The organism is Pelagibacterium sp. H642 (assembly GCF_031202855.1).
GTDB lineage: Bacteria > Pseudomonadota > Alphaproteobacteria > Rhizobiales > Devosiaceae > Pelagibacterium.
Genome location: NZ_CP101829.1, coordinates 3,092,271 through 3,108,267, shown reverse-complemented (window position 1 = coordinate 3,108,267; position 15,997 = coordinate 3,092,271). Strand labels below are relative to the sequence as shown.

The following is a 15,997-nucleotide window of genomic DNA, read 5'->3' as shown; positions in this document are numbered from 1 at the left end:
CGTCAATCCTTGATGAACAAATCCGGCGATTGACGCGGTGCCGAGCGCCAGTATTGCGGCGGCGCCTTGACCTGGGCGCCGAGCGCAGCAGCCACGCGCCATGGCCAGTGCGGATCGTAGAGCACGGTGCGGGCAACCGCGATCATATCCGCATCGCCTGTGGCAACGATAGCCTCGGCCTGCTCCGCTGAGGTGATCAGCCCCACGGCCACCACCGGCATGGAGACGGCCGCCTTGACCTGCCGCGCCAGCGGAACCTGATAGCTCGGACCGACTGGAATCTTCTGCCTGGCGTCGAGCCCGCCGCTCGAGACATGGATGCCGTCGCAACCGCGCTCCTCGAGTGCCCTTGCAAAAGCCACCGTCTGCGCGGCGTCCCAGCCGCCTTCCACCCAATCGGTGCCCGAAACACGCACGGTTACGGGCTTATCGGCAGGAAACGCCGCGCGCACGGCATCGAAAACTTCGAGCGGGAATCTCAGCCGGTTTTCCAGTGATCCGCCATATTCATCGTCGCGCTTGTTGGAGAGCGGCGAAAGGAATTGATGCAGGAGATAGCCATGGGCGGCATGGATCTGGATGGCATCGAGCCCGATGCGCGCCGACCGGCGGGCGGAATCGGCAAACGCGTCCCGGATGCGGACCAGATCGGCCTTGCTCAAGGCGGTAGGAGCGTTTTCGCTCGGAAGGAAGGGCAAGGCGGAGACCGATTCCGTCTGCCAACCGTGAGAATCATCGGGCGGCAACTGGGCCCCGCCCTTCCAGGGCACCTCCGTGCTCGCCTTGCGGCCCGCATGGGCGAGCTGAATCGCGATCGGCATGTCCGACCAGCGCCGGATTCCGTCGATAACCCGCTTCATCGCAGCTTCGGTGGCGTCATCATAAAGTCCGACGTCAGCGTAAGTGATGCGCCCTTCGGGCGTAACGGCAGTCGCCTCGATGGTCAGCAGCGCCGCGCCCGACATGGCCAGTTGTCCGAGATGGATGAGATGCCAGTCGTTCATCTGCCCATCGACTGCCGAATATTGGCACATGGGTGCGATGACGATGCGGTTGACGAGTTCCTTGCCGCCGACGGTGATCGGTTCAAATAGTTTTGGCCCGGCCATGAATCAATTCCCTGCTATGCTTAAATCGAGCCAAGACCCTTAGCGCCCGCAATGCAAGGCACGAAGAGCCATGCTCACACATGTTGGTGAACGATCGAAGGCGGGCGGTTTCCGAGGGATTGGTGCCGGCAGCAGGACTTGAACCCGCGACCCTCTGATTACAAAGAGTGTGGTTCGCCCTCTTAGGCCCGGAAATGCTGCGATGTGGTTTCCAACGGGCCCGAAAGAAGACCCCAAAATCACCGAGAACAGACCGTGAATTGGAAACCAAATTCTACGGCTCCGAGATGCCCTCTCAGGGCGCCGTTTCCACCTTCCGGCACCACAGGTCGGCTGACGCCTTTTCGCCGCTCCCTGAGCCTCCGCTGAGCACGTATGGCCCTGTCTTGTGCAGCCCTTCCCCGCCGCTCTATCATCCGTTCATGCCCACATGGACACACCGCCCCACATGGCCAGATGAGCCAGAACACCGCGACACAGATCGCATGGTGTTTCGCGATGGCATTGAGGTGGGGAGGGTCACCCATATCCCAGCCGGGCCAGAGAAAGACCAATGGCAATGGACCACCGTATGGTCAGGGATTGATAGCGGGGTGGTAAGGACGCGAGAGGATGCGCTGGAGAGGATAAGGGCCGCGTTTGAGGCCAAGGCCGAGAGCGACCCGGAAGGGCTATTGAAGCTGCTCAGGTATCGAGAGGTTTGGAAGCGGTAGGCGTCCTGCGACGTGCTGCCACACTGACCAATGACCCGTTTAAGAGACGGCACCGAGTTGGTAGTGGTCCGGGCGAGCGCTGAGCTTCCCGAAGGTAGGCGCTCACGGCGAGGCTTGGGTCCCTCCCCCCCATAGTTTGTGCCCCAAGCCTCGCCACTTATGGCGCGCCGTTCCACTTGCTGACAATCACGTCCCAAGCCCAATTGGCGAACCAGGCGATGCCTGCCCCGGCAAACCCCGCCATTGCGATCACCGTCACGCCGGCCACCTTCCAGCGCTGGACTTCGTTGATGGTCGGCATGACGTCCTTGGTCAATCGTTCGTCAAAGCTGTCCAGCCTCGCTCGGACTTGGGCATCGATGCCGGCACTGATCTTGATGTCCGTCTCGATGGCCCCTACCCGCTCGTAAAGCGCCTTCCGGCTTTCGCTCGAGGCGACGTTCTGTTCCTTGAGCAGGCGTTCGATGGAGTCGAGCTTGTCGTCCAACCCATCGAGACGCCCTTCGATGCGACCGATGTCGCGCTGTGTCGTATCGTCAGCCATTGGGCCCCGTCATGTGCTGGTGTGGTCGGTAGGCGGGATCAGCTCTTGGAGCGGTCCGCAATCGGACCCTCATAGCCCGTGATCGCCCTCGCCTGCTCTTCGGTGAGCACAGGCACCTCGATCTTCTTCTTGTCGCTGGTGACCACCTGCGGCCTCACCGTAGCGCGCCAGGAGCGCCACTGATTGATGGCCAGGACCGCAAAGCCGAACGCACTGCCCAGCGTCACCTCCTGCCAGTTGCCCTGAAGCACTGTGATAATCGCTGACTGGGTAAGCGTATCGAGCTGCAGGAATAGGGTGAGCAGGCCACCGAGGATGCCGGCCAACCAGCCGCCCCAGTCGAAGATGCGGCGCACGATCCAGCCGAGCGCCGCGTTGGTCTTGATAGCCGTGAAGATGCCCGTGAGCATGTCGTGTCCTTTCAGCGGAGGATAAAGAAAAGGGCCGCTGCAATGGCGACCCCGAGGATGATGGTGATGATTGCGCCCCGACTGAGCCGGGGGCTTTGGTCGCCCGGCTCGACGCCCGGATCGTCAGGCTGCATGGATGCGGAGTAGCGGGCGCTGGTCAGCGCTCCCTCAAACATGAGAGCGAGCCGGCCGATCTCGATCTGGCGATCAGTCCCGTTCACGATGCGGCGGGCATTGGCGTATTCGCGCAGATCCTCGTCGTCGTCCTCATCGATGCCGTCGATGTAGTCATCGAGGTCTTTGCCGGTGAACCAACCCTGCTCCATGCCGTCGAACAGGATGCGGACGGACAGCGCGGGCTCCATGGCCTTGTCGGGGTGGCCGACAAGGTCGATGCCATAGAAGCCCCCTACCCGGCGGTAGTTGTCTTCCCAGGTCAGCTGCACGAGGCCACGTCCATAGAACGGGTAATAGCGCAGGTTCTTCCGTCGCCAGTCCTCGCTCAACCAATACGCCTCCCGCACCGGCTGCATGGTCTTGCCGCTCTCCCACCAGGCCGTGGCGAGGATATAGGCCAGATCATGGATGGGCGTGCGGCGCTTTGCAGCCTCATCGAGCACGAGTTCAAAGCCCACGACGTTCGCCTGCGTCAGCGCGCCAAGCGTCGGTCGCAGGGCGTCGTAGAACGCCTTGCGGTTCATGGCCATCGTGGCCTCCTTGTCGATGTTTCGGATTTGATGAAAACTCTCACCGCCACGCACACCGGCGGGTGATGATGAGCCGCTAAGCTCACACCTTCGGAGGTGCGCCATGCGTGCGTTTAAGGGACTGCTCTCGAATGTCGGTATAGCTGCCGTCGCAGGAGCCGTGGGCTTTGCCGGGGTCTTTGGCTTTTCGGGCGATGAGCCGCTTGCCGGTCAGGCGATCGCGATGCTCTCCGGGGAGTGCAACATCAAGGGCAACGTCAGCATTGGATCTGGCGAGCGCATCTACCATGTGCCCGGCCAGCGCTATTACGCAGCCACCAAGATCAGGCCCGAATACGGCGAGCGCTGGTTCTGCTCGGAGGCCGAGGCTCGGGCTGCGGGCTGGCGTCGATCTGGTGTCTGACTGTCAGATGTGAATCGCGGCAACTGTCCGGCAGATCGCTCGTTTGGCCGATGCAACTCCCCTGGTTGCAAGCACCCTAGAGCCGCTCATCACTTGCCCCTACTCCTCCGATGGGCGGCTCGCCCCTCCATCCAATGATGTAATTGCCGAGACGCTGGGTTCGTGAGCCAATGAGGTATCTGGCTCGATATCCCCAGTCTCGAGCTAGATGTCCCACATGAGAGAGGCCCGGCCGCAAGCGGGCCTCTCTTTCGTGACAACACCTCCAGTCGTGCTACCCTTGGCAGCCGGTAAGGAGGCCAAGATGTTCTGCTTTCGCGAAGGCTGGACCGAGCGACGGCTCAAGCATGAAAACTACTACTTCACCGACAACTGGAGCCGGCTGCCCGCATGGCTGCGACATACCGCCAAGCCGGAGCGGGTCGAGATCGAACCCGATTGGGACCTCAGCGACATAATCGAAGAGGTCGAGCGCAACGGATATACGTTGCGGCGCCGGGCCCAGGTTGATCCCAGGGCGGCTGAGCTCAAACCAAGAGCTGCCCTGTCTGATCCGCTTTACGGCGGGGCGGGATCGTGGTGTCATCCGGCCATTGATTGGGGGATCAGATGACTAAGAGAATTGGTTTCATCTCGTTGATACTGGCAGTCTTTACCCAGGCAGCCAGTGCACAGACACTGGCGGTCTGCGGTGCTTCTTCTGGCTACGCCTATTTCCCCGCCGTTGGCCTTGTTACCGAAGACCAAAGCGGATGGGCAGAAGACGGAATTTCAGATGGGGGCATCATGCTTCTGCGGGATGGCGATGCGTACGACATCGTATACACAGATGCCGTCGGTGGCCGCTCGGCCCGAGCAGATGGCTTTGAAGTAATTGGGTTTCCGACGTCGACGGGCGTGCTTGTGCTGACGATGTCCAGCGTCACTGCTGAAACGTACCACTTCGACATCGAGAACCGTCAATTGGCCTGGACGCAGAACAAGTTTGATGCGCCAATCAACAAAGTCGCAGCCTTCGTTTCGGACTGTGAGTGAGAATGCTGTTTCCGCGTGGGAGCAATATCGTTCCTGCCGCAACTGATGAATGCTCGGCGCGCGGACAGCAAATTTGGGATGACTGATGCCATATCTCGATCTGATTGCACTGCGTAGTTTGCCCCCAAACGCGCGAGCGTGTGCGATGGTCGGCGGCTATCTACAAGCCTTTGCGTTGGTCGAATGGCCGCTATCAGAGTTCATAGCCAAAGGTCTTCATGCAAATGGAGTGGCCAAGTTCGTGATTTCACGACATATGCCGATGGCTAGTAAGGTTGATACGGCCCGCATTATTGCTAAGCAGTTGATACCGAGAAGTTCTCCCTCTCAATCCGAGATACTTGATGCGCTTAACGGCATTTGGAAGGCGCTCCCTTTCCGGAACGTGCTTGCACATTCTCACTTCGCACCAGGAGACGACTGTGACTTAGAGGTGCTCGCCTTGGAGCCGCGGGAATTTGACTTCCAATCTCAAACGAAATACTCCTTGGAGGATATCGATATGCGCGCAGCGAACTGCATCGAATGGCGTGAAGTCCTTATGTCCGCCGCTGCCGGCTTCCCTTCGCATCAGTCCCGATCCCCAATCCTCGAAGAACTTTTGAAATCTCAGATTTCTAGCGAAGATTAAGATCCAAACGGATAATCAGCTCGCCCCAAACTTCCAGAGATCGTCCAACTCGGCCTTGGGGATGCCGAGCGCCACGCGCGCATCTTCGATCAGCGGATGATCGCGCTCGAAGTATTTGGCGAACTCGAGCTTGGCAGACACGAAGGCCCGCTGCACTGGATCCTCGATCGCCGCGATCCAGTCTAGCAGAGGCTGCTCATAATCGGTTGCCCGCAGCACGCCCCAGAACTGGTCCGGCTCAAGGTTGGGGAACTCTGCTCGACGCGCGGCAGCGGCGGCTTCGGCCTCGCGTTGCTCGCGAGTTACGAGCTGCGACCAATCAATCTTGTCCATAGTCAACCTCCTCGGCCCAAGGATCGTGCGGGATCGTCAGCACCCCATCGGGCGGGCTTTCCAATGCCTGCGGGAAAGCGACCGTATCAGATGGATACGGGCCATGCGGCAGGAACAACGTCAGGTGGACGCGGCCTTCGATCCGTTCAACATCTCTAGCTAACGACGAGCATCGAACTGCACTCCTGGGCAGAGTTGCCCCCTCAGGGAGGTCGGAGAAGTCGAATACCTCGCCGTTGATCGTCAGCACATCACCTTGCTTGTGGACCTCGAGGGTTTGCGGACGACCTACGGCCGGCCGATCGGGAGAAAAAGTGATGCGCATTAGAACCACCTTCCTATCGCAATCAAATGTGCTGACGGATTGGAGCCGGCCGTACTGTTGTTCTGCGACGTGAAATAGACGCTGCAATAGTCCAATCCGTACCCACCTATGAGGGCGTCACAGTTCCTCGCTCGGTAATCCTCCGAACCCGTGCTTATCAGGGGAGAAGATGCGAACGTCGCCGGCCAATTCAGGACATAACTCTCCGAGTAGTAATTGCCAGCGGATGACTGTGTCCAAACGAGCGCAGCGGGCGTGAACCGGACGAAGCAAATTTGCGTACCGTCAGGAAAACGAACATACGATCCGTTGGCGTTGGAACCATATTCAGGAACTAGGTCCGCCCAGGGACTCCAACTTGCGCCGTTATCATTTGACCCTCTAAAGGCAAAAATGTTGGGTATTGCACTGCCTGCGACGCCGATCATCGCTATCTGAGTAATGGATGAGCTCCGCTTTGCGACAATCAGAGTCCCATAAATTGCCGTTCGCGGAGGGCCGTTGACAGCGCCGGCCCCTGGTCCGCGATAAAAGCCGGTTCGAACGGCTTTGTTGTAGTCATTGTCGGGAATTGTTTCACCGTCGCCTCCCAAACCGAATGCGCCGACGATCAATCCCCTCCCAACGGTAGCGTCGGCCGTATTCTCCTGCTTTTGAGCAACATCGAGCGTATTTCGCGCAGAGGCCGCGCTCGCATCGTCAAGCAGGGTTCGGGCGAAGGCGGACAGATCAGTTACCGCCATTGAGGCCGAGCTATCGAAATACGGCAGCTTGTTTGCCGCGGCGACTAAGGCCGCGAACATCGGCAAGTTGCCCTCGGCAATGCCGGTCACCAAGTCCTCGATGGCCTTGCGGTAGCCCACGTCATAGGGCGTGCGCTGGATCTCGTAGGCGGATGCCGTCTGGGTAGCGCCTGGCCACTCATGCGCCAGTGTAAGGCTCGTGTTGCTATCCACCGACAGAATGCGGATTGGCAGGCCCACATGCGTCCCGAACAAATCGCCCGGGCGCACCGCGCCGGACCAAGCGGTCCCGTGCCCTGTGACAACCGTGCCGCCGTCAGCGACCGAAGCGGTACCCGTGGAATAGTGGGAGGTGGTCAGATCAACCATGGTGTCTCCGGCAATAAAAAGCCGCCTATTCGGCGGCGGGTTGGGCTTGCTGTTCGGTGTCAGGTTCCGGCGGCTCATAGACCGCCAACTGCTCCCGCAATCGGGTGATCTCTGCGTCCTGCGCATCGACGAGGGCCTGCAGGCTCTTGGCCCGCGCCTCCCACATCTGCATGCCGGCAAGATAGTGGGCGGCCGCGGAAAGCGGCGAGATGGTTTGGGACATAGTGCCTCAGAAATTGTAGGAGAAGGCCTTCCAGGCGATGGTGAGGTCGGGAATTCTGTAACTGCTCAAGTTGCGGCTCCATTCGCCCAGGAAGCGGATGCGGTTGGCATAGACAATCGTGCGCAGCTCATAGAAGGCGACGGAGCCGTACGAGCCACCGATCTGATGGCGCGCGTTCCGCCTGATAAAGATGGTTCCACCCGAAGCCATCGCCCGCGTGGCGCCATCGACCACCAGGGCCATCTGTGTTGCCGGCGCCGATGTGAACGGTCGCGCGAAATAGACGCTCTGGTCATAGGAGCCCGAACTTCCGCTCGTGTTCCAATTGACCGTGTGGATACCTTCGTCGGTGACCCCAAGGACCGCCCAGTCTGACGTGAACAGCAGATCGGGGTTTGCGGTTGTGAAGACGTCCTGGCCTGGCGGCGATATCCATAAGCCGTGTTGGCCACCCTTCTGGGTTGTCAGTCGGTTTGCCATGCCTCAAACCCTCAGAAGGATATAGCAGACGCGGATCGTGCCATTGGCGTTGGTGTTCCTGAAGATCACCCGGTCGTTGCGGACATCAGCCTCCGGCGTGGCATTGGAGGGCGAAAGCGCGTTATTCACCTGGCTTGCGGATGGGTCCGTAAAGTCCCTGGTTGTGCTGGTCGAACCGCCGATCGGCTCCCAATAGTTGATTGAGCCAGTGAGCCCGTATTTCATAACGATCAGCGCCGGCGCACGATCGAGTGTGACGCCAAACATGACGGTGGCAGCGTTTCCGGCGGAAATGTCGACGGTCCCCATTCTCAGCACGCGGGCCGATCCGATCCATCGGCTGTCGAACGCAACATGCTTGCCATCCAGGTTCGCGTCAGCCGCATTTTGGCCGGGGCGGGAGATGCGAATGCCCTGCCCCCCACCCGGAAGCTCCCCGGTGATCACTCGGTTGGTCATGGCTGCCAGGGGACGTTGAGAACGAGATAGAAGATATTGATGCTGTCGAACCCGCTCGCGGAGCGGAACCGGTACTGAGTATTGGAAAGATATTCCATTCGTGGGAATGCGGTTGGATGGTTGGAATAGGCCCAAACGAAGGGCCTATACCCGAGACTTGGGCCCGTCACGGTCCGCGGGCTATCGTGAGAAACATTGGTGAGGGTTCCCGACGCCACCACCTGCACCATCTTCGATGTCGCATCGAACAGGAGGTCATCCGGGCCCGCCGTGAGCACGTTCTTCCCCGGCTTGGAGACCCAGAACCCCACCTGCCCGTTGCGCTCGGACGTGATCCGGTTCGCCATCAGGTATTGTCCACGATCAAAAGGCGATTATTCGGTCCCTGGATGAACACACCGATATTCCCCGTCCCCACGTGCAGGGTTCCGGTGATGTCGGCGTTCTGGGCAAACAGGTTCGCGACATTGATGTTGCTTGCCGTCAGGTTCCTGATCCGCGCGTTGTCGATGTAGACGTTGTCGCCATCGACAACGAGCAGGCCCCGCTTGGTGCCGTTTGGCGAGGTCACGAAGGCGATGCGATCCGCCACCATGATCACCTGCGATGCGCCGCCGCTGATGGCATCGAGAAACATCGCTGCCGTGGATGCCGCGCCGCCTGCAGTTGCCGACACGCTGAGCGCAATACGCGCCAAAGCGCCGGACGGTGCCGCCTCGGTGTAGACCCGCAACAATCCGTTGGCTGAAATGTCGCCAACCGTGCTGTCGAGCTGCAGGATCGAATTGTTGATGGCGGTTATCTCGCCATTGATTTCGTCGACCTCGGACGAAAGAACATTGACCGCGGCCGCCGTCGCCGGCAGGCCCGTATTGGGGTCAAATACTTCTGCCCGCAGCTCTTCGATCCGGGCAACAATTGCGCTGTTCGGGCCAACTGCGGCAAGGATATCGAGCGTATAGTCTGCCCTGATCTGCCCCGCGACGGCCGTGAGTTCCATGCGGACGCGCTGCCTGTCGAGATAGGCGTTGGCGCTTCCAACACCGTCCTCGAGGAAAGCCTCGCGCAATCTCTCGATCGTCTCGCGGGTGTTGTGGACCGTCCAGTCGAACCGTTCGCCAACAGCCTGCCCGACCTCGTCCGCGATCTGGTCAATGTCGATGTCCAGTGGGCCGAGTTTGATGTCCGGCGTCGTCACTGCCAGCCATGCCGACCATTCGGCGAGCGATCCGCTCTCGCGGACAAAGATGCCCTGCACCTCGTAGTCAGTAGCCGGCGAGAACTGTCCCGCGAGAACCACGGCCCAAGGGTCAGCATACGGCACCTCACCATCGAAGATGATGCCGGTTTCGCCCGCTACCCTCACGCGCACACGAACCCGCGAAACGTCGCTCAGCCCGCTGGCATAGCGGACTTCGATCGAGGGACGGCGCTGGTTCCCCTGCTGGTCACGAATGACAGCCGGAAGCACCTGCCAACCCTGCATCGGCATCGGTTGCGGGCCGACCAACTGGAGTGGGCCGTCATAGACCGGGCGATAGGTGATGTCCGGGTCATAGTCGGAAGGATCGACTTCGGTCAGGTCGACAATTACGTCGAGGTTCGACTTGTAGACGAGGCCATCAACGCGGAAGAGCTTGTCGACGTAGTGGTTGCGATCGCTGGTCCAGCGCACCACGTCGCCGGGCTCCAGCACGCGGAATTCCGGCCCCAGAACGAAGGTGTGCCGACGTGCCCGCAGAGCCTCGGCAAGAGCCCACTCCATGAGCCGCTGCACCTGCCAGGTGTAGGGCACCATGTCGAAAGTCAGGCTCGCGAGAAGACGACGATTGCCGTCCAGCGTCTCCAGATCGGGGCGCAGAAGCTTCGGCGCCGTCTTGGTGTTCCAACCCTCCGCCGGGTTGGGGTAGCCGGCCGAGACGCCATTGACAGTGTCAGCCAGCGAATAAAACGGCGTGAACGTCTGCTCTTCGGTCGAGATGATGTCTCCATCATCAAAGGCCATTACGGGTGCGCCGGGCTCCCCGACGTGCAACTTATAGGTGCCGCCAGTCTCCGCGATCCGACCGTTGCAGGCCGTGACGAACGCCTCGATGGCCAGATGCACCGGAGCGCCGACCTGCACTTCGCCACCGGCGCGGAACGTCGGCTCATTGCCGTCTGGCGTGGTGATGGCCGCACGAGCCCGATCAATGGCCGCGATCCAGTTCGCCACCGGCACTCGGGCCGCGTTGACGTTCTGCAGACCGTAGAGCCACTGACCATTGAAGCGAATGCCGCGCAGAAGGTTGTAGATCTGCACAGGCGGAAGGAAGTCGCCATCGCCGCCCCAGGTCGCGGGGTTGTCCCAGCGCTGGGTGCCGCTGCCGCCTACCGAACTGTCGCGGCTGGGGTCATAGAGGCGAGCGCCATAGGTCGCGAACTTGAACTGAGGAAAACCTTGGAACAGCGGCTTTTCTTCATCGTCGCTTCGCTCAGGTGCCCGGCTCGTGGCGATGACATACGGGATGCCACGGCCAACCCGCGAGCTGCTGTAGGGCCGCTCGGCAGAAGAAACCGTGTTGACCAGGAAAGGGTCGGCCGCAGTCTGGGTGCCGTCGTAGAACTTGATCCAGAGATGGTCCTTGCCGCCCTTGCGGTATTCCTGCACTGGCCATCCATATTGCGGGTGCGCCTGACCGGTTAGGAGCGTCACCGGCGAACCGTCAACAATCACCTGGCGCAGTTCGCGGATGGGGTAGTCGGTGAGAGCCAGGACACGGGTAGACATTGTGCCGCCCGAGCCCCACTCGTTCTGATACACCTTGGAACCGGCCGTGCAGCTCCACCCGAACAGGATGGAGCGCGGCACGTCATCACCGGTCTGGACCTGCCCCTGAACGCCAAAGCGGGGCGCCTGCGGTTCGCCCTGCATGGCCTTGCCGATCAGGCTCACAGCAACGCCGGCGGCGATCTGTAGACCGGCGGCGGTTACGCCAGCAAGGAACGTACCGGCACCGAAGATTGCGGCACCGATGGAGGTGAAGACAGGCATATGGGGAGTTCCTAGTCAGGTAAGGCGCTTGTAGTAGTGCGTCTCGGTCTTCACGTAGCCGCGGCGCTCATAAATGCGGCCTGCGCGAGGATTGGCTTCCATCGCGGCCATGCCCGCAAAGGTGGCATTGCGCTGTTCGGCCCAGAGTTCGAACGCTTCGAGCATCTCGCCTGCGGCGCGCCCACGGTGGCCGGGGTCAATCCACCAGCCGAAGTCCCGTGCGAATGCGATGTTGGCCATGGGTGACGGCGACACATAGGCGAGCAAGAAGCCCTGCGCAGTTCTTTCAGGCGCAAACACAATGCATGCCCGATCTGGCATTTGCAGCGATTGTCGGAACAGCGCATCAGCGTGCGGTGCGCTGAATTGCCAAGGCAGCTTGCCGGCGGCGTGAGCATCGCGGCACATGGAGATGACGCGATAGCGGTCTTCGGGTATGGCAAAGCGAACGTCAGAGGAAGCCAAGGACGCCTCCCCATCCGAACAGACCTTTGCGCCTCTCGGGCTGACTTTTGCCCTTGGTCGCCCCCCAATAATGATCCCAATCGCCGCATACCGCCGCGTCGATGAAGAAATCATCGCCTGGCGCGCGGACCTGTTGATCCTCATGCGACCGGGTCTCAGGGTTGGACCGGGTCAGCTCCTGGGTGTGGCTTGTGCAGGTGATGGTAACCCCACCATCGCCGCCCTCGGCCGGCGTGGTGATGACCACCTCGTCGATGAAACCGACGAACAGCGTCTCCGCCGGATCGACAAGCTTTCGGCTGCCAGGATCGAGCAGGCCGGTATGGATCTGTACCGGTGCCTGTTTCACGTCATAGAGCCGCACGGCCGCCTCAACCTGCTCGTCAAGCTGGCTCATCTGGATCGTAACGCGCTGGATGCTGATGCCCGCCACGGCCGGAATATCGCTGATCTGGATCAGCGCCCCTGCCCCGTAAAAGGTGCGCATCACCGGCAGTTGGGTGTCGGGGTCAATTACCAGGGCGGAGACGTTCGAAAGGTCCGACCAGAAGCCCACCGTCTCAGGTTGACCGGTTGAGCGGTTGCGCGCCGTGATGGTCAGGAAGTCGCGCGGCAGCAGGCGCCGGGCCGCTAGAGCGGCCTGGTTCGTAGGTGAAATGGATTTCATGCTTATCCCCGCGCCTCGATCGCGCTGAATGACACCGAGCCGCGCCCCGTCGATGGATCAGCGGAAGCCGAGAGCGACCCTGGATCGATGACCATGAGGCAGGACGGCTTGTTGATCCGTACAGTGGCCCCAACGGCTACGTCCGGCCACAGGTGGGGCTCTACGGCGAACAAGCCTGTCAGCGGGCCACTGGCGGGCTCCAGCACACGATACAGATCATCACCGATCTGGATCATGTCGCCCACAGAAAGCGTAATGCCGGTGAGGCCGTCGACCTGCACCGACATGTTGTCCGCACCGATGTCGAGCAGTTCCCCAACGGGCAGCGAACCGCTACCCGGATGCGCGATAGGCCGGCACCGGCTTGAGGGCCAGCCAAGGAACGTCTTCTGGCTCACCATGGCGTGGGTGAGGATGGCCCGCCAACGGTCAAGCTCATTGGGCCGCATTGAACGCGACACCCAGGTCCCGCGCCAGATCGGAGAACCGAAGTCCTTAGTGCGTGTCCGGCCGGAGGCATGGCGGGATTGCTCCTGCCGCGCCATAAGCTCGAACGAGGTGCTCCAGCCGGGGAAGTCATTGAGGATCGTCAAAGGTTCGGTGAGGGCCATGAGAATCCATTTTTGTTCCCGGTGACTCTGCCGGGTTCGGATGGTTTGATGCCGCCAGCAAAGGGAGGGGGGCATGATTTGGGCCACACGAGAAGACGTGCAGAAGGAAATGGACGCGAGTTCGGATCGTGCCTGCGCCATCATCGGCGGGTCTTATGTTGAGAGCTGCCTTGAAGTCGCCCTTCGGACACATCTTCTGCACGATGAAGTAGCCTTCAAAGACGCCCTATCGCGCGGACCACTTTCCACCTTCCACGGCAAAATAGAGGTAGCGTACCTATCGCGGCTACTGTCGCCGGAAGGCCGGCACGACATTCATCTTGTGCGTAAAATTCGGAACCACTTCGCGCACAACCTGGAGGCGTCGGACTTTGAAACAGATCAGATGCGCGATCTGACACGCAACTTCAAAAAGGCTACCCTCAACACCGAAATGCTTCTGGCCTTAAAACGCATCCGCCCAATCGACTATCCAGATGCGGTGTCCAGTCGCGACCGTTTCGAAGGCGCAGTAGGCGAAATGGCAGGATGGCTGAGACGACGATTTTTCCCAGAGCAGATCACTCCTCTCTGGTAGCGAGGCGCGCCCTCTCCATTTCCAGATAGATGCGATAAATTCGTTCCTCGCTGTATGTGTCGAGATATGACGGCAACTGAACTGCTGCACGCTGCCCGGCCTCAATCATCACTGCGCTGATGCAGATGGAGGGCTCATCGACCACGCCACCATCCATCTCGGCGGAAGCCCGTTTGGCAATACGAACGATCACATCATCCATCATGGCCTCCAGCGCCGCCCTTGGCAGCTTCTCTCGTGTTGCTCATCAATCGATCCACTTCTTGCCGCGTGACCGGACGATCCGTTGCACCCGCACGTCGAACTCCGCCTGCTGCCGTGCCACGACCTGCTCCAGCCGTGCCACTGCGGCCACGTCTGCGCCCCTGGCGTCAATTACTGGGGCGAAGGTGACTGAGGTAGCCCCTCCGCCTCCGATGGACGGCAAGGTAGGGACGGACGGCACGATCGTTCCATTCTGGTCAGGTATGAACAACTCGGGGCGCTTCTCACCCACGATGTACGGCTGACCCTTTCGAACGTCACCGCCATACTGACGACCAGGGATGTTGAACATCTGGCCGAAGAGACCAAAGTCGTTCCCAGACCCAAAGATGCTGTTCAGGCCCATGTTTATGAGCTGGCTTGCGATGTCGCTCAGAACAGCCGAGAAGATGTCGCCTGCATCCTTCCCTTCGATAAAGCCATCAATGATGGTTTCCATCGCAGATCGCGCAGAATCTCGCAGCTGCTGCATTTGCTCATCGGCCTGAGCGATGGCCGCTCGTTCTCCTTCGATGGCGAGGACAAGGCTTTCAATCGTCTCCCGCTGTCTTTCTGTAGCAGTGGCTCCGGCCGCACGAAGCGCATTGGCAACAGCCCGTTCTTCGTTCGTCATGCCGAGCAATGACCGCTCATGCTCTAGACTGGCGATGAACGCACGAACCGCTTGCGCCTCGCGCTCGGCCTTCTCCGCCTCTCGGTTTAGCCCCGAGCCCAACTGGCGCATTTCTTTCGCAATCTCGGCCCGCCGCTCTTCGGCAGCAAGGCGATCCTCCGCAATGCGGGTGGCCTCCTCCTCTGTCATGCCGAGACTGCCCGCCTCAGACATGATCGCGGCGATTTCCCGCTCCAATGCCAACTGGTCGGCTGTTAGTGCGTTGAGCCTCTCTTGCTCAGCAATGTAAGCATCGAGTTGCAGTATGTTTGAGAGGTCATCATTTGTGGCAATGCCGGCAAGGGCGTGAGAAGACGCGATCAATGAGTTGATGGCATTGCCGAAGCGCAACGTCGCTTCCGTGCCGACTTGTAGCTCGTTGATGATCGCGCCGAGGCCGAGGCCCATATTGCCAAGCGCCACGTCGACCGCACCGAGCCGCGATTCCAGTGCTTGCAATTCGCGGTAGAAGTCCTCGGCAGATATCTCGCCGTCCCGGAACCTTCGGACGACTTCCCCGATTTCGCGCCCCAGTTGGCCCGTCCCGGATTCGGCATCAAGTAGGTAATCCGTCAGGTTATCGATGCGGGCGCGAAAATCATCAACGACCTGCTGGAGCTGTGCGAACTCCTCGCGGGTACGTTCGGTCGCTATCGCCTGAGGCAGTCGATCAATCGCGTCGAAATACTGTTCTACCGCCTCTTCCGCGGAGCTGTACCCTTCAACGATGCCTGATAGGGCCTCGCGATGTGCACGGATGGCTTCGTTGGCGGTTCTTGCCCCCGACTGCACGTTTCCCAACCAATGTAGAGCTGCTGTCCCTAGCGCCACGGTCGCGATAGTGGCCAGCGAGATCGGGTTGATGATTTGGGCAAACGCCTGCCCCAGCATGCGCGCCGGTGACACACCCGCCGCAACCGATTGATTGAGCACTGCCGAAAGCTGCGTCCCCTGCTGCAAGGCAACGATCATGGGGTTCATCCCCATTGCAGCGGTAACACCAATGTCCTGAAATTGAGCTGCGACATTGGCAATATTCATGGAATTGGCCGCGTTCCCAGCTCGTGCGAAAGCACTGGCGGCAGCATTGGCACCCACCTGGGCGCTCGTGCCCATAGAAAGCGCTTCCCGCTCCACGTTTCCCGCCACACGCTTGAAATCGGCATCAGCCTTGTTCAGATCCGCTAGGTACTGGCGTGTCTGCGCTTCGAGCACTACTGTGACGCGATCGGCTTCCATGGGG

General features: G+C 60.5%; 22 protein-coding genes. 5 read left to right on the top strand and 17 right to left on the bottom strand.

What is annotated here, in order from left to right; translation table 11 throughout:
* Window positions 1-2 precede the first annotated feature (2 nt).
* The 4 genes from NO934_RS15495 to NO934_RS15480 all read right to left on the bottom strand — a co-directional run bounded on the left by NO934_RS15495 (window position 3) and on the right by NO934_RS15480 (window position 3,483).
* Window positions 3-1,109 (bottom strand): NADH:flavin oxidoreductase/NADH oxidase, encoded by a 1,107-nt coding sequence (locus NO934_RS15495; protein ID WP_309160869.1) that lies wholly within the window; start codon window positions 1,107-1,109, stop codon window positions 3-5.
* 870 nt (window positions 1,110-1,979) lie between these two features.
* Window positions 1,980-2,366: a hypothetical protein gene (locus tag NO934_RS15490; RefSeq protein WP_309160868.1), complete on the bottom strand. Its 387-nt coding sequence runs from the start codon at window positions 2,364-2,366 to the stop codon at window positions 1,980-1,982.
* Window positions 2,367-2,404: 38 nt separating this feature from the next.
* Window positions 2,405-2,776 carry a hypothetical protein gene (locus NO934_RS15485; RefSeq protein WP_309160867.1) on the bottom strand — a complete coding sequence of 124 codons (372 nt, stop codon included), beginning with the start codon at window positions 2,774-2,776 and terminating at the stop codon, window positions 2,405-2,407.
* 11 nt (window positions 2,777-2,787) lie between these two features.
* Window positions 2,788-3,483 (bottom strand): hypothetical protein, encoded by a 696-nt coding sequence (locus tag NO934_RS15480; RefSeq protein WP_309160866.1) that lies wholly within the window; start codon window positions 3,481-3,483, stop codon window positions 2,788-2,790.
* Window positions 3,484-3,586: 103 nt separating this feature from the next.
* On the opposite strand from NO934_RS15480, the gene NO934_RS15475 reads away from it, so the two are divergent.
* The 4 genes from NO934_RS15475 (at window position 3,587) to NO934_RS15460 (ending at window position 5,552) form a co-directional block, all read left to right on the top strand.
* The gene (locus NO934_RS15475; RefSeq protein WP_309160865.1) at window positions 3,587-3,886 is read left to right on the top strand and encodes a hypothetical protein; all 300 of its coding nucleotides are present in this window, start codon (window positions 3,587-3,589) and stop codon (window positions 3,884-3,886) included.
* A gap of 304 nt (window positions 3,887-4,190) precedes the next feature.
* Window positions 4,191-4,499 carry a hypothetical protein gene (locus NO934_RS15470; RefSeq protein ID WP_309160864.1) on the top strand — a complete coding sequence of 103 codons (309 nt, stop codon included), beginning with the start codon at window positions 4,191-4,193 and terminating at the stop codon, window positions 4,497-4,499.
* Window positions 4,496-4,921 (top strand): hypothetical protein, encoded by a 426-nt coding sequence (locus NO934_RS15465; RefSeq protein WP_309160863.1) that lies wholly within the window; start codon window positions 4,496-4,498, stop codon window positions 4,919-4,921. The genes NO934_RS15470 and NO934_RS15465 overlap by 4 nt, the downstream gene beginning before the upstream one ends.
* An 85-nt stretch (window positions 4,922-5,006) precedes the next feature.
* Entirely contained in the window at window positions 5,007-5,552 is a 546-nt protein-coding gene (locus NO934_RS15460) for a hypothetical protein (protein WP_309160862.1), read from the top strand.
* Between the two features lie 15 nt (window positions 5,553-5,567).
* Here the strand turns inward: NO934_RS15460 and NO934_RS15455 are convergent, their stop codons facing one another.
* The 11 genes from NO934_RS15455 to NO934_RS15405 are packed head-to-tail and all read right to left on the bottom strand — an operon-like array spanning window position 5,568 to window position 13,261.
* Window positions 5,568-5,885 carry a hypothetical protein gene (locus NO934_RS15455; protein ID WP_309160861.1) on the bottom strand — a complete coding sequence of 106 codons (318 nt, stop codon included), beginning with the start codon at window positions 5,883-5,885 and terminating at the stop codon, window positions 5,568-5,570.
* The gene (locus tag NO934_RS15450; RefSeq protein WP_309160860.1) at window positions 5,872-6,210 is read right to left on the bottom strand and encodes a hypothetical protein; all 339 of its coding nucleotides are present in this window, start codon (window positions 6,208-6,210) and stop codon (window positions 5,872-5,874) included. The genes NO934_RS15455 and NO934_RS15450 overlap by 14 nt, the downstream gene beginning before the upstream one ends.
* Window positions 6,210-7,322, bottom strand: a complete 1,113-nt coding sequence (locus NO934_RS15445) for a hypothetical protein (protein WP_309160859.1) — start codon at window positions 7,320-7,322, stop codon at window positions 6,210-6,212. Before NO934_RS15445 ends, NO934_RS15450 begins: the two co-directional genes overlap by 1 nt.
* Window positions 7,323-7,347: 25 nt before the next feature.
* Window positions 7,348-7,545, bottom strand: coding sequence for a hypothetical protein (locus NO934_RS15440; protein WP_309160858.1), 198 nt, complete (start codon window positions 7,543-7,545; stop codon window positions 7,348-7,350).
* 6 nt (window positions 7,546-7,551) lie between these two features.
* Complete coding sequence (locus NO934_RS15435) at window positions 7,552-8,025, bottom strand: hypothetical protein (protein ID WP_309160857.1); 474 nt, start codon at window positions 8,023-8,025, stop codon at window positions 7,552-7,554.
* 3 nt (window positions 8,026-8,028) lie between these two features.
* Window positions 8,029-8,484 carry a hypothetical protein gene (locus NO934_RS15430; protein ID WP_309160856.1) on the bottom strand — a complete coding sequence of 152 codons (456 nt, stop codon included), beginning with the start codon at window positions 8,482-8,484 and terminating at the stop codon, window positions 8,029-8,031.
* Complete coding sequence (locus NO934_RS15425; protein WP_309160855.1) at window positions 8,481-8,831, bottom strand: hypothetical protein; 351 nt, start codon at window positions 8,829-8,831, stop codon at window positions 8,481-8,483. Before NO934_RS15425 ends, NO934_RS15430 begins: the two co-directional genes overlap by 4 nt.
* The gene (locus NO934_RS15420) at window positions 8,831-11,518 is read right to left on the bottom strand and encodes a phage tail protein (protein WP_309160854.1); all 2,688 of its coding nucleotides are present in this window, start codon (window positions 11,516-11,518) and stop codon (window positions 8,831-8,833) included. Before NO934_RS15420 ends, NO934_RS15425 begins: the two co-directional genes overlap by 1 nt.
* A gap of 15 nt (window positions 11,519-11,533) precedes the next feature.
* Complete coding sequence (locus NO934_RS15415) at window positions 11,534-11,983, bottom strand: GNAT family N-acetyltransferase (RefSeq protein WP_309160853.1); 450 nt, start codon at window positions 11,981-11,983, stop codon at window positions 11,534-11,536.
* The gene (locus NO934_RS15410; RefSeq protein WP_309160852.1) at window positions 11,970-12,650 is read right to left on the bottom strand and encodes a hypothetical protein; all 681 of its coding nucleotides are present in this window, start codon (window positions 12,648-12,650) and stop codon (window positions 11,970-11,972) included. The genes NO934_RS15415 and NO934_RS15410 overlap by 14 nt, the downstream gene beginning before the upstream one ends.
* A gap of 2 nt (window positions 12,651-12,652) precedes the next feature.
* A complete protein-coding gene (locus NO934_RS15405) occupies window positions 12,653-13,261 on the bottom strand; it encodes a hypothetical protein (RefSeq protein ID WP_309160851.1) in 609 nt (202 codons plus the stop codon).
* A gap of 73 nt (window positions 13,262-13,334) precedes the next feature.
* Here NO934_RS15405 and NO934_RS15400 point away from each other — a divergent pair, with 73 nt between their 5' ends.
* Window positions 13,335-13,838 carry a hypothetical protein gene (locus NO934_RS15400; RefSeq protein WP_309160850.1) on the top strand — a complete coding sequence of 168 codons (504 nt, stop codon included), beginning with the start codon at window positions 13,335-13,337 and terminating at the stop codon, window positions 13,836-13,838.
* On the opposite strand, the gene NO934_RS15395 is transcribed toward NO934_RS15400, so the two are convergent.
* Window positions 13,822-14,040 (bottom strand): hypothetical protein, encoded by a 219-nt coding sequence (locus tag NO934_RS15395; protein WP_309160849.1) that lies wholly within the window; start codon window positions 14,038-14,040, stop codon window positions 13,822-13,824. The genes NO934_RS15400 and NO934_RS15395 overlap by 17 nt on opposite strands.
* A gap of 45 nt (window positions 14,041-14,085) precedes the next feature.
* Complete coding sequence (locus NO934_RS15390) at window positions 14,086-15,993, bottom strand: phage tail length tape measure family protein (protein ID WP_309160848.1); 1,908 nt, start codon at window positions 15,991-15,993, stop codon at window positions 14,086-14,088.
* Window positions 15,994-15,997: the final 4 nt, after the last annotated feature.

What these genes read in the sequence shown, in the direction of transcription:
- NO934_RS15490 (WP_309160868.1), bottom strand. Translation starts at nt 2,366, where the DNA reads ATGGCTGACGATACGACACAGCGCGACATCGGTCGCATCGAAGGGCGT.
- NO934_RS15430 (WP_309160856.1), bottom strand. Translation starts at nt 8,484, where the DNA reads ATGACCAACCGAGTGATCACCGGGGAGCTTCCGGGTGGGGGGCAGGGC.
- NO934_RS15390 (WP_309160848.1), bottom strand. Translation starts at nt 15,993, where the DNA reads ATGGAAGCCGATCGCGTCACAGTAGTGCTCGAAGCGCAGACACGCCAG.
- NO934_RS15395 (WP_309160849.1), bottom strand. Translation starts at nt 14,040, where the DNA reads ATGGATGATGTGATCGTTCGTATTGCCAAACGGGCTTCCGCCGAGATG.
- NO934_RS15410 (WP_309160852.1), bottom strand. Translation starts at nt 12,650, where the DNA reads ATGAAATCCATTTCACCTACGAACCAGGCCGCTCTAGCGGCCCGGCGC.
- NO934_RS15405 (WP_309160851.1), bottom strand. Translation starts at nt 13,261, where the DNA reads ATGGCCCTCACCGAACCTTTGACGATCCTCAATGACTTCCCCGGCTGG.
- NO934_RS15420 (WP_309160854.1), bottom strand. Translation starts at nt 11,518, where the DNA reads ATGCCTGTCTTCACCTCCATCGGTGCCGCAATCTTCGGTGCCGGTACG.
- NO934_RS15465 (WP_309160863.1), top strand. Translation starts at nt 4,496, where the DNA reads ATGACTAAGAGAATTGGTTTCATCTCGTTGATACTGGCAGTCTTTACC.
- NO934_RS15455 (WP_309160861.1), bottom strand. Translation starts at nt 5,885, where the DNA reads ATGGACAAGATTGATTGGTCGCAGCTCGTAACTCGCGAGCAACGCGAG.
- NO934_RS15485 (WP_309160867.1), bottom strand. Translation starts at nt 2,776, where the DNA reads ATGCTCACGGGCATCTTCACGGCTATCAAGACCAACGCGGCGCTCGGC.
- NO934_RS15460 (WP_309160862.1), top strand. Translation starts at nt 5,007, where the DNA reads ATGCCATATCTCGATCTGATTGCACTGCGTAGTTTGCCCCCAAACGCG.
- NO934_RS15475 (WP_309160865.1), top strand. Translation starts at nt 3,587, where the DNA reads ATGCGTGCGTTTAAGGGACTGCTCTCGAATGTCGGTATAGCTGCCGTC.
- NO934_RS15450 (WP_309160860.1), bottom strand. Translation starts at nt 6,210, where the DNA reads ATGCGCATCACTTTTTCTCCCGATCGGCCGGCCGTAGGTCGTCCGCAA.
- NO934_RS15440 (WP_309160858.1), bottom strand. Translation starts at nt 7,545, where the DNA reads ATGTCCCAAACCATCTCGCCGCTTTCCGCGGCCGCCCACTATCTTGCC.
- NO934_RS15470 (WP_309160864.1), top strand. Translation starts at nt 4,191, where the DNA reads ATGTTCTGCTTTCGCGAAGGCTGGACCGAGCGACGGCTCAAGCATGAA.
- NO934_RS15435 (WP_309160857.1), bottom strand. Translation starts at nt 8,025, where the DNA reads ATGGCAAACCGACTGACAACCCAGAAGGGTGGCCAACACGGCTTATGG.
- NO934_RS15425 (WP_309160855.1), bottom strand. Translation starts at nt 8,831, where the DNA reads ATGGCGAACCGGATCACGTCCGAGCGCAACGGGCAGGTGGGGTTCTGG.
- NO934_RS15495 (WP_309160869.1), bottom strand. Translation starts at nt 1,109, where the DNA reads ATGGCCGGGCCAAAACTATTTGAACCGATCACCGTCGGCGGCAAGGAA.
- NO934_RS15480 (WP_309160866.1), bottom strand. Translation starts at nt 3,483, where the DNA reads ATGGCCATGAACCGCAAGGCGTTCTACGACGCCCTGCGACCGACGCTT.
- NO934_RS15445 (WP_309160859.1), bottom strand. Translation starts at nt 7,322, where the DNA reads ATGGTTGATCTGACCACCTCCCACTATTCCACGGGTACCGCTTCGGTC.
- NO934_RS15400 (WP_309160850.1), top strand. Translation starts at nt 13,335, where the DNA reads ATGATTTGGGCCACACGAGAAGACGTGCAGAAGGAAATGGACGCGAGT.